This window comes from Hydrogenophaga laconesensis (assembly GCF_031457235.1).
GTDB classification, from domain to species: domain Bacteria; phylum Pseudomonadota; class Gammaproteobacteria; order Burkholderiales; family Burkholderiaceae_C; genus Hydrogenophaga; species Hydrogenophaga laconesensis.
The window spans coordinates 1-9,394 of record NZ_JAVDWE010000034.1; the positions used below are offsets into that span (position 1 = coordinate 1).

The window sequence follows — 9,394 nt, forward strand, 5'->3', positions numbered from 1 at the left end:
TTGCCGCTATTCAGGCGCCGGGCCGCCAGCCAGACACCGATGCCGTCGTGCACCAGCACCTTCATGCGGTTGGCTCGTCGATTGGCGAACAGATACCCGCCTGAGCACTGCGGGCGACTCCACGCAGACAATCACCCAAGTACCCTGTCCTGGGCCGGAGCGCTGCGCGTTCGCACAGGCAGCAGGCAACGCATGCAGGCGGCAGGTAAAGATGGTCGTGCAGATCGACGGCCAGGACGATCTGCTCAGCGTCTTCGAGGTCCGGTCATCCTCGATCAACAACTTTCGCACACTCAGCGCACAACTGCGCATGATCGAGCATCGCTTTGCTGGCCTGCGGCACGTCCCGCTGAAGCTGCAGATGTGGAAGGCGAGCAATGTGGCCAGCAACTATCAGCCATTCGACCTGTTGCGACTGTCGGTCAACGCCGCGAGTGACGCCGATGCCATGGCCACGGTCAAGCTGGCCCGAGATGCGGCCAGCGCGCAAGGCCTGGTTGACGAGTTCGATGAGGTCTTCACGGGCGCTGCGGGGGAGCAAGACCCGATGGAGACGTTGAGCGACGACTTCCAGCTGGTCAGCGACTTCTACGAGCCCACGCGTGTCACGCGACGCGTGGCTCAGCGGCGGATTGAATCTGTGACCGCGGCCGGGGCTGCGACTGAGGCGGCGAAAGATTCGGCGGGAAGCGTGATTGCCGATGCAGTGCGTCGCGCCAGCGAATCCCGAGCAAAAACCAACGAACCCGAAAGCGTCGAACCATGAGTCAGGCCGACATCACCCGTCTTGTCGTCAGCGAGGCATTCACTTTGAACCTGGGCCAGGCAGTGGGGCAGGGCCTGAGTGCGTCCGACCACACCAATACGCTGCAATGGCGCGATGGAAAGTGGCAAGGTGCCACAACGCTGTTGAGCCGCATCACCCTAAAGAAGCGCTCCAGACTGCTGGTGCTCAAGGCACGCGGCACCACGCGCGTAACGACCCGCGTCACGACCCTTGCTGGCGCAGCGTTGGCACTTGCGCTGGCTGGCATTGCGATTGGGGTGCTGTTGCGCCAGGACGAGCCCGCACAGGCATCACTGTCACCCACTATTCCACAAGAGCCTGCTGCGTTGCCTGTGCTCAAGATGGCCGAGAGCGTGCGCACGCTGGACGAGCCGTTTCAACCCAGCGCACAAGACAAGCTGCTGGTCATCCAGACGCATGAAGGGCCTGTGCCCAAGGCCAATAGCGCGGACCTACCGATCGGCGCGCCCGCGGCGGCTGCCCAACCCGACCAGGTCGCGGCCTTGCCGATCGGACTGCCTAAGGCCGAGCCATCACCGTTGCCGTCGACCAAACGGGCAGAGCCGGTGGCGCAAAGCGCGAAGACACCGAGTAGCGAGACCCCCAAGGCGTCAAAGGATGCTCCCAAGGCGTCCAACGAGCCAAAGCCACCAGCCGTGATTCTGGATGTGACGGAGGAGAGGACTCCCAAGCCGGCTGGCCCGCAACCCAGTGCCCCTGCAGCTGGCAAGGCGGCACCGGCCTCCGTGGTTGAGCCGAGGGCTGCATCGGCGCAACCGACCGCCCAAGGCAAGGGCCTGCTCGCAATCACACCAGACGGTAAGTACGCTGTGTTCACCGACACAGCAACCCGCCTGCCCAAGCAATTCAAGATTGGCGAAAAGCTGCCCAACGGCGACATGATCAAGAGCATCGATGTCAAGCAGGGCAAGGTCTTCGCCGGTGCAAAGGAGTACAGCCTTGAGTAACCAGACCAACAATGAAAGCATCGTGATCGATCCAGTCGCGATGAAGATCGTCAACCGAATCGCGCCCGGCACCAAATACGAGGGAACGCTGGAGTGCGAAGGCGGCGTCGTCATCGAAGGCATCGTCAGCGGCACGCTATCGGTGAAGGGCGGGCCCTTGGTGCTCATGCCAGGTGGGGTTGCGCGCGGCATGCTCGCGTGCGACGGTGATGCCTAGTCGCTCGAGCAGCACGGGCGAGAGCATGGCGTAGCGGTCCTTGCGGCCCTTGCCTTGCTCCACGCGCAGCGTCATGCGCTCACTGTCGATATCGGTGACCTTCAACGCGCAGACTTCGCTGGCACGCAGCCCGGCCCCATAGGCCACAGACAGCGCCGCCTGGTACTTGGGGTTCGGCGCGGCGGCGATCAGGCGGGCGACCTCGTCGCAACTGAGCACCACCGGCAGCGGGCGTGGCTGGTGCACGGGCTGCACCTTGACCAGCAGCTCGGCGTGGCCCAGCGTCACATCGAAGAAGAACTTCAGGCCACTGAGCGTGGCGTTGATGGTCGGCGGTGCTGTGCCGGTCTCAACCATGTGCAACTGGAAGGCCCGAAGGTCTTCGGCGGTAGCGGTGTCCGGCGATCGTTTGAGATAGGCGGCGAGCCTGCGCACGGCGCGGATATAGTGGATCTGGGTCTTGCCGTTGAATTTGCGCATGCGCATGTCGTCGATCATGCGTTGGCGCAGCGGTGAGACGGAGGGCGTCAGTGAGCTCATGGTTCAACTCCTGTCGAAGAGCGAGGCGGATTGCCTCACCCGTCAACTTGGCAGAACCAGCGGCGGAGCGAATAACCACAATACCGCCGGAGCGATTACCGCGCGAGCGGTTTAGTCCATCGCTGCACTGCAGTCATACAGGCTTGCATGGCCTGAGGCAGCAACAAGTCGGAAAGCTAAAGTCTAGCCGCTGCACTCCGCTGTGGCATTGGCGGCGGCGAGTCGAGATTCTTGTGTTCATGACCAGTGGCGTCCAAGAGCAACAGCACCGATCTGGCTGATCACCGGCGCTGGAATGCGCAGGTAAGGATATCGATCACCGGAAAACGCATCATGTCAGGCTTAGGGCCATTCGGGCAAAGGCTCGCCACGGCTCAGGGCAAGCATCGAGCGCGAAGCAAGCGTCATGAACTTGAGCGTCTCCCCCAACGTGCTGGGCTTGACCCTCTCGCGCAGGTCGAGGTCATCCACCATTCGCTCCAGTTTCGGGTCCAGATGCGCGGCGTACTTCCACTCGGGCACCTTGAGACCCGGTTCGACCTGACGCAGACGCATCTTGAGCAGATCCCGGCCGAAGACCGTTCCAAGCAGCCAGTGAGGATCGGGGGTGTAGTGCTGGCGAAAGTCAACAGTGGTCATGTCAAGTTCGGTCAGGTGGGGCATTTCAGCACCTTGGTTTGGTTTGAAATCAGGTTCTCACGAGACCGAGTGAAGTCAAGGGGTGGTCGGTGCAGAAATGACAAGGGCCAGCAAAGCCGGCCCTTCCTGGATAGTCACCGCACTGGTCGGTGCGACGTTGCCTACGATCTGAGCCTTGAGAGCACCGAGCCAAACAAGGAGCCCATGAGTTCGACATCGGCTTCTGCAGACGACGCAGGCTCCACATCAGGTTCATGGCGCTTCTTGCGGGAGGTCGGCGATTTTGAAGCATTTGCCGTTTGGACGGGTTCCGGATGGCCCACGCTGGAGGCGTCAACAAGCCCCGCGTGGATCATCTGCTCGACCTTGAAGCCAAGCACCATCAGAGCGCGGGCGGCCTTGGCGCGTCGGCGCGAAGGGATCGCCAGAACGTGCTCATACAGGCCAAAGTGGTCGGGCGGAAGGGAAACCCGAAACCTTTTGGTGGCTTGGACCTTTTTCACCACGTCTCCCCCGGACACGGAGTCGCGCCGAGTAGTCATTTGGCCGCCCTCTGAGCCATCACGAACTCGGAGGCCAGCTGAAAGCCGCGCACGTTGGAGAAGGCCGAGCCGGGGTCGATCTTGAGACGACGCTTGAGTTCGGGTGCCGCTTCGCAGAGGAAGTCATAAAAGACCGAACCTCCGCCACCGCATACCAGGATCGTGTCGAAGTCGGCCAAGTCGCCGACGTCGCTGAGCATCGCGTCGTAGCCGCGGCGCAGAACTTCGTCGATGGCGCCCTTGTAGTTGGCAATGTCCAGGTCCTCGCCTGCAATACGAACCGTCGCGCTGCGCGTGCGGATGGCCAAATCGATCGCCTCGATAACCGTGAAATTGTTCTGGTAGGAGGGGTTGATCTGCTGGGCCACGGCGTAGGCGCACTGAAGCATTGACTCAGGGTGCGCGCCAGAGCGTGTGTGGTTCGGCTCGCGCTCGAGCGAGACGAGGTAGTCGATGGTGCCGCCGCCTACGTCGATCACCAGGCTCCAGCCGCGCAACCCGGCTCCCTGGTTGACGAGACCGTATTGCATCAACGCGCCCAGGGGCTGCACCATCACATCCGCATCGAGCACGCGCACGGTGCGCACCCCCAGCGGGTCTTCTGTGCCTCCCAGCACGTGAGTTCCGATGACCGCTTGGCGCAGCTTCTCCTTGTATTCATAGTGGGTGTTGAGTGGCAGTCCCAGACCAAGGTGCTCAATCACCAGCTCGCGAGGGTTGCCAACGTCTTCCAGCATGTAGTGCATGGCACCGTGCAGGAGGGCCATGTAGGTGGGCGTCATGCAGTAGTTGGTGAGGACGTGTCGCGGCTGCGAGCCTTTCAGGTGCATCGGCACGCCGCGGCCGGCAAAGTGCAGAACGCCGTCGATCTCGGTCAAGCAACCATCCGAAGCGCGAGTGCCGGCCTGGCGCTCGAAAGGCCTTCCCTTAGGCAGCACGGCCGTGATCGATGGAAAGAGGTCGGCCACGATCACGGACTCGCCGTTCACCTTCTTGCGGCCGACGGTGAACTTGGTGTTCGCGTAGCCGACGTCGATAGCGCGATTGGAGACGGTCACAGTGTTGAGGGACTGCGCGAGGGCAGTGGGGAGATCGCGTTTCATTTGAGACTCTCTGTGTTGAACATGCGCACGGGATGTGCTGGCGCAGATTCTTTGTAAGCGCGCGGTGAACCCATCTTGAAGTGACTCTCTCCGTCTCGCAACATCGTGTGCACGCAACCCATCGTGCACACCATGCTCAAAGACTCAGACATTGCGAGATACACCGCTCGGCGCACCCACCGGACCTACACCCCAGCCTTCAAGGCGGAGCTGGTTGCCGCCTGCCTGGAACCGGGAACTTCCATCGCGGCCCTGGCCAACAGCCATGGCATGAACGCCAATGTGCTGCACCGCTGGCTCAAAGAGCATGCACGCACCGGATGCCACCAGCGCATCGAACCGCAACCGCCCTGCACACCAGCCCCATCAACCTCGATGCCAGAGTTCATCCCCCTGCGCCTGCCCAGTGTCACGTCGGAGGCCGTTGCGGCCGAGCTCAAGGTCGAGCTGCGCAAGGGGCCTCTGTCGATGAGCATCACGTGGCCCATGCACGCAGCGGCCGATTTTGCGCACTTTGCGCAGTGGGCGGCGGCGGTGCTCAAGTGATTCGCATCGACGCCGTTTGGCTGGCCATCACGCCCATGGACATGCGTGCAGGCACTGAGACGGCTTTGGCGCGGGTGGTGGCGGTGTTCGGTGCAGCACACCCGCACACGGCCTACCTATTTGCCAACAAGCGCGGCACGCGTTTGAAGGTGTTGGTACACGATGGCATGGGCATCTGGCTGGCCGCACGCCGGTTGCACCAAGGCCGCTTCCATTGGCCCTCACCGGGCGGCACGGCGCAGCAATCTCTTCAACGTGAGCAACTCGACGCCCTCGTGCTGGGCCTACCGTGGCAGCGTCTCGGTGAGGCTGGCGTCATCACCCTCATCTGACGCGTGACGTGGCGGTGACCATCAATCGGGAGATGTGCCGATAGCTGGGCAGGGCTTGGTTTGGCAGACTCTGCCTCATGGACGTTGCCACCGACACGCTCTCCCATCTGAACGCAGACGAACTGCGTGAGATGGTGCAGTCGCTGCGCCAAACGGTCTCCTTCAAACAAGCCACCATCGACAAGCTCACGCATGAGAACGCGCTGCTCAAGCGGCTGAAGTTTCGTTCACGACCCCGCCAGCGGCTTGTTCCTTGACGATGCGGTCGGCCTCACGGTAGAGCTTGCTGACCTCGGTCTGCAGGATCGAGCGGAAGGCGCGTACGGACTTTTTGCAGAGGAATTCGGCCTGAGAGCGCTGCACCGAATCAATCACACCAAGCAGGTTGGCGGTGCCGGCCAGCAGGTTCACGCGGTCGAGGTTACGCAGGACTTGGAAGTAGGAGCGGGCGTGGGCGGCGATCACCGGCACGGTCAGGGACTTCGGATTGGGGAACAGAGAGCTCTCCAGCGTGACGCCGTTTTGCTGCAGCAGCTTCTCCAGACGGTTGATCGTGTTGGTCATCAGGATGTTGATGTTGAGCAGCTTCTTGGTGATCACTTCGTTGTAGCGCTCCAGCGTCTCGGCGTTGAAGCCGCGCCAGTTGCGGTACTGGTATTCCAGGTACAGCTGCTTGGACAGGTAAGCGAAGTCCTTGCGGTAGAAGCGCACGGAGACGGGCGACTGCAGCTGCTCGTCGTCCAGAAAGACCACGGGGCTCTGGAAGGTTTGGGCGAAATCGATTCCAAAGACATCGAGGAGCGAGCGCTGGCGCTTCACTGCGTTGGCGTTGAGGGCGGCCAGTTCGGCCGGACTCGGGGCTTGGGACATGAGGGGCTCTCCAACTGGTTGAAAATGTTGCAGTTGACTTTAGGCGTCGTAACGACATCCAAGCCCCAGGCCAACGAGCCCATATCACCCCAAAGAACGTGGTTTGAGACCTTGAATCCACGATTCGGCGTGATAAGTTGCCTGGCAGATGAACAAGCACTCGAACACGCAGGCCGTCCGCTTCACGGAATTTGGCCTGCCATGGCTACTCGGACCAGCCACCGGCGCCGCCCTGGGAGCGCTTGCCTGGGTGGTACTGCCCTGGGCGACCGGCCTCTGCATTGCCTTTGCCTTCCTTGTTGGGGTCTGTACGCAACGGCGCCAGGCCTTCGGCTTTGCCTGGGCCTACTATCTCGGTGCGCTGTGCTTTGTGCCGGTGGCTGCTTGGGAGCAACAGCGAGGTTTGGGAAACACCAGTGTGATGCTCACCGCGTGGGTCTTGGGGTCGGCCGCGGCCGCGGGGCTGTGGGCACTTGCGGTGGATCGCAAAGGCCGCGCGACCCACACCGCTGCACGCCTCGTGCTCGTCTGGTTCATCGCGCTCGCCACCCCCCTGGGGCTCATGGGAGTGGCCCATCCGCTGTGGGGCTGGTCGTTCGCAGGGGATGGTTTCATGGGCGTATTCACGCTGGTGGTGGCGCCGGTGATGACTGCCGGACTCGCCTTTGCGATACGCAGTGAGCGAGATCGCGGCGGGCAAGGCGCAGGCTGGTCCTGGAAATCGCCGCGCAGCCTGAGCGTACTCCTGTGCGTGATCCTCGTCGCCAAGGGGGTAGGCGATCACACAGCGGTGCCAAAGCAGGCGGCGCGCGCGGCTGCGCTGCATAGCCATTGGGGCCAGCTCGGCGCGACAGCAGCGCTGTCGCTAGAGCAGCGCCTGCAGAGGGTGCAAAGCGCAGCCAGCCAATTTGCAGCATCCGGTGGACAACCCGCCATCGCCGATCTGCTCATCACTGGCGTGGGGGCGTTCGGCGTGAAATCCCGGGCAGAGGCCGAGGCGTTCGCACGTGACGTCGCCGACAAACACACGCTGGGCGCAATTCCTGTTGGCCTGGGTTTGAGCGTGAGAAACGACGCGCAAGGCGGCAGTGCGGGCGGTTCGCGCGAGGCGGTGCCGGCGCTCGCGCTGGCGCGCAACGACCAAGAGCCGATGCTGTTCTGTGCCCACGGTTGGCGCAAACAGGTTTTCGGTTGGAACGGGGTGTCTCCTGGGCAGGTTTGTGCAGGCGGGGAGCATCTGTTCACCTACGGCGGGCCCCTGGAGCCGCAGCGGACGATGCGTATGCTGCTGGGCGATGAGGTGTTGCTGGCCGGGCTGCAGCTGGGCAGGCAGCTGGTGCGCCCCGCAGATGCGATGCTGCTGGCGACTTCCTCGGCCGGACCAGGCGAGGCCCTGGGTCAGCGCATGCAGGCCAAGCACTTCAAGGCGATGGCCATGCTCCTGAAAACGCCCCACCTGATGGCCGTGAACAGGGTGAACCAGGTCGATTGACGTGCCGGCGAGGAACACCAACAATGGCTTTGCTGTCTGGATACCATCGGCGGTGCAGATGGGACACTTGAACATTCCGATCCGTAACTGCGCTCGGTAGATCACTGAGGGCCGCTCGAAAGAGCAACAGAGAGATGACGGGGCGCGAAGCGCCTCGCGTGGCAGGGGCTTCGGCCCCTTGCTCATGCCCTCTGGATAGAATTGACGCATGGGAAAGACGTGACGGCTTGTGGATCGAGTCGTGACGTCTTCCTCGACGTAGTCGAAAAGAACGTAGCTGCAATGCTGCGTTGCGTGCCACCTGCACGCCATCAACTGATGTTCCTACTCCGGTGGGCACATCGCATCACAACTTCCCATTTGGGCAATTCCATTGCCCTTTGGGTGCGGATTGCTACTTGGGGCTTCCTCTTTTGGAGATCTCCATGAAAGCAGTTCTGCTGGTTGTCGCTGTGTCGCTGATCGCTTACTTCGCCATTGGAACGGGTGCTTTTGCATCCACCAAAGTTCAGGATCGTCATTCTCAAATCGAGAAGATTCTGGAAGAAGCTGGCAACTGATCAGCTGCTCATGCTGAGGAAGGGAAGGGCTTCGGCCCTTCCTTGTTCTCACCCTTCCCCCATCCTCATCCGCACCTCGCATGACAGCGTGAGAACTGCTGAGGGCATTGGCCTGCGCCACTGCCATGAGCACTTCTCGATGCAAATCGAGTAGCGCTGGCCTTCGTGCCAGCAATCACCAAGTGGCTTTGCCGCATTCATCCACCCCGCCGGGACAAGCTCCCCGGAAGGGGCGCTTTCCGGCTACTGAGCTGGAGGCTCGATGGAAACACACATCGCCGGCATCTGGGAGAAATCCTATGAGCGCCGCGGCGAATGACTCCACGCAGCAATACCGACAGCTTCACCTGCCGATGTTCCTCAGCCACGAAATCAAGGCTGTTGAACAAGTCTGGCAGACGTATTCGGGACGCAAAGACAAAGCCCAGATGCGAGGCACGACCAGGACCTTACAGGTTCGCGCGCCGTCCGCAACGAAGCCCTCGCATGAGGGATTGCCCACTGCAAGCTCAACTCGGCTCCCTCTGGGGAGCCACCAGCCAATGCTCCTTCTCAGCTAGGGAGCACGTGTGGTCGCGTCAGCGAAACAGCGAACCTACGTTTCTCGTTCTCTGGGATGCGGCCTCTGTGGCGCGCCATCACAAATTCCCTCCCACCTGGCGCCTGAGCCGGGAGCCCTGGCGGCATGAAATAGGAAAGGGTGGATGGGTATTTCGGACCAACGTGACCGCTGGTTTCGGTATCGTGACCGAGGATTTCGGCCCATCGTGACCGACTCCGTTGTCGGTTCATCGTGAC

12 protein-coding genes and 1 pseudogene are annotated in these 9,394 nt (G+C 62.0%); 7 read left to right on the top strand and 6 right to left on the bottom strand.

The features are described 5' to 3' along the window. Nucleotides 1-131: IS66 family insertion sequence element accessory protein TnpB (gene tnpB, locus J2X09_RS27145; protein WP_204734837.1), on the bottom strand; the 131-nt coding region annotated here is incomplete at its 3' end. Here tnpB (J2X09_RS27145) and J2X09_RS26620 point away from each other — a divergent pair. Beyond that, the gene (locus J2X09_RS26620) at nt 101-766 is read left to right on the top strand and encodes a recombination directionality factor (RefSeq protein ID WP_310309892.1); all 666 of its coding nucleotides are present in this window, start codon (nt 101-103) and stop codon (nt 764-766) included. The genes tnpB (J2X09_RS27145) and J2X09_RS26620 overlap by 31 nt on opposite strands. Continuing rightward, entirely contained in the window at nt 763-1,755 is a 993-nt protein-coding gene (locus J2X09_RS26625; protein ID WP_204734742.1) for a hypothetical protein, read from the top strand. The genes J2X09_RS26620 and J2X09_RS26625 overlap by 4 nt, the downstream gene beginning before the upstream one ends. Before the next feature lie 214 nt (nt 1,756-1,969). Here the strand turns inward: J2X09_RS26625 and J2X09_RS26630 are convergent. The 4 genes and pseudogenes from J2X09_RS26630 to J2X09_RS26645 form a co-directional block, all read right to left on the bottom strand. Beyond that, nucleotides 1,970-2,512 (bottom strand): annotated as a pseudogene (locus tag J2X09_RS26630) (tyrosine-type recombinase/integrase); the annotation flags it as partial. Between the two features lie 342 nt (nt 2,513-2,854). After that, the gene (locus tag J2X09_RS26635; RefSeq protein WP_204734744.1) at nt 2,855-3,151 is read right to left on the bottom strand and encodes a hypothetical protein; all 297 of its coding nucleotides are present in this window, start codon (nt 3,149-3,151) and stop codon (nt 2,855-2,857) included. A 161-nt stretch (nt 3,152-3,312) separates the two neighbouring features. Next, on the bottom strand, nt 3,313-3,654 hold the full coding sequence (locus J2X09_RS26640; protein WP_204734745.1) for a hypothetical protein: 342 nt from the start codon (nt 3,652-3,654) through the stop codon (nt 3,313-3,315). 35 nt (nt 3,655-3,689) lie between these two features. Further along, nucleotides 3,690-4,796 (bottom strand): ParM/StbA family protein, encoded by a 1,107-nt coding sequence (locus J2X09_RS26645; protein ID WP_204734746.1) that lies wholly within the window; start codon nt 4,794-4,796, stop codon nt 3,690-3,692. 132 nt (nt 4,797-4,928) lie between these two features. On the opposite strand from J2X09_RS26645, the gene J2X09_RS26650 reads away from it, so the two are divergent. The 3 genes from J2X09_RS26650 (at nt 4,929) to J2X09_RS26660 (ending at nt 5,931) form a co-directional block, all read left to right on the top strand. Continuing rightward, a complete protein-coding gene (locus tag J2X09_RS26650; protein WP_204734747.1) occupies nt 4,929-5,342 on the top strand; it encodes a transposase in 414 nt (137 codons plus the stop codon). Then, the gene (gene tnpB, locus J2X09_RS26655; RefSeq protein ID WP_076195897.1) at nt 5,339-5,674 is read left to right on the top strand and encodes an IS66 family insertion sequence element accessory protein TnpB; all 336 of its coding nucleotides are present in this window, start codon (nt 5,339-5,341) and stop codon (nt 5,672-5,674) included. The genes J2X09_RS26650 and tnpB (J2X09_RS26655) overlap by 4 nt, the downstream gene beginning before the upstream one ends. Before the next feature lie 77 nt (nt 5,675-5,751). Next, a complete protein-coding gene (locus J2X09_RS26660; RefSeq protein WP_204734748.1) occupies nt 5,752-5,931 on the top strand; it encodes a hypothetical protein in 180 nt (59 codons plus the stop codon). On the opposite strand, the gene J2X09_RS26665 is transcribed toward J2X09_RS26660, so the two are convergent. After that, nucleotides 5,882-6,544, bottom strand: a complete 663-nt coding sequence (locus tag J2X09_RS26665) for a hypothetical protein (protein WP_204734749.1) — start codon at nt 6,542-6,544, stop codon at nt 5,882-5,884. The genes J2X09_RS26660 and J2X09_RS26665 overlap by 50 nt on opposite strands. Before the next feature lie 148 nt (nt 6,545-6,692). Between J2X09_RS26665 and J2X09_RS26670 the strand changes: the two genes are divergently transcribed. Together J2X09_RS26670 and J2X09_RS26675 are read left to right on the top strand one after the other, a co-directional pair. Continuing rightward, the gene (locus J2X09_RS26670) at nt 6,693-8,036 is read left to right on the top strand and encodes a hypothetical protein (protein WP_204734750.1); all 1,344 of its coding nucleotides are present in this window, start codon (nt 6,693-6,695) and stop codon (nt 8,034-8,036) included. Nucleotides 8,037-8,461: 425 nt separating this feature from the next. After that, nucleotides 8,462-8,596, top strand: a complete 135-nt coding sequence (locus J2X09_RS26675) for a hypothetical protein (protein ID WP_310309890.1) — start codon at nt 8,462-8,464, stop codon at nt 8,594-8,596. Nucleotides 8,597-9,394: the final 798 nt, after the last annotated feature.

Coding starts and splice junctions, on each gene's coding strand:
- J2X09_RS26645 (WP_204734746.1), bottom strand. CDS start 4,796: ATGAAACGCGATCTCCCCACTGCCCTCGCGCAGTCCCTCAACACTGTG.
- J2X09_RS26660 (WP_204734748.1), top strand. CDS start 5,752: ATGGACGTTGCCACCGACACGCTCTCCCATCTGAACGCAGACGAACTG.
- J2X09_RS26675 (WP_310309890.1), top strand. CDS start 8,462: ATGAAAGCAGTTCTGCTGGTTGTCGCTGTGTCGCTGATCGCTTACTTC.
- J2X09_RS26665 (WP_204734749.1), bottom strand. CDS start 6,544: ATGTCCCAAGCCCCGAGTCCGGCCGAACTGGCCGCCCTCAACGCCAAC.
- J2X09_RS26635 (WP_204734744.1), bottom strand. CDS start 3,151: ATGACCACTGTTGACTTTCGCCAGCACTACACCCCCGATCCTCACTGG.
- J2X09_RS26670 (WP_204734750.1), top strand. CDS start 6,693: ATGAACAAGCACTCGAACACGCAGGCCGTCCGCTTCACGGAATTTGGC.
- J2X09_RS26625 (WP_204734742.1), top strand. CDS start 763: ATGAGTCAGGCCGACATCACCCGTCTTGTCGTCAGCGAGGCATTCACT.
- J2X09_RS26650 (WP_204734747.1), top strand. CDS start 4,929: ATGCTCAAAGACTCAGACATTGCGAGATACACCGCTCGGCGCACCCAC.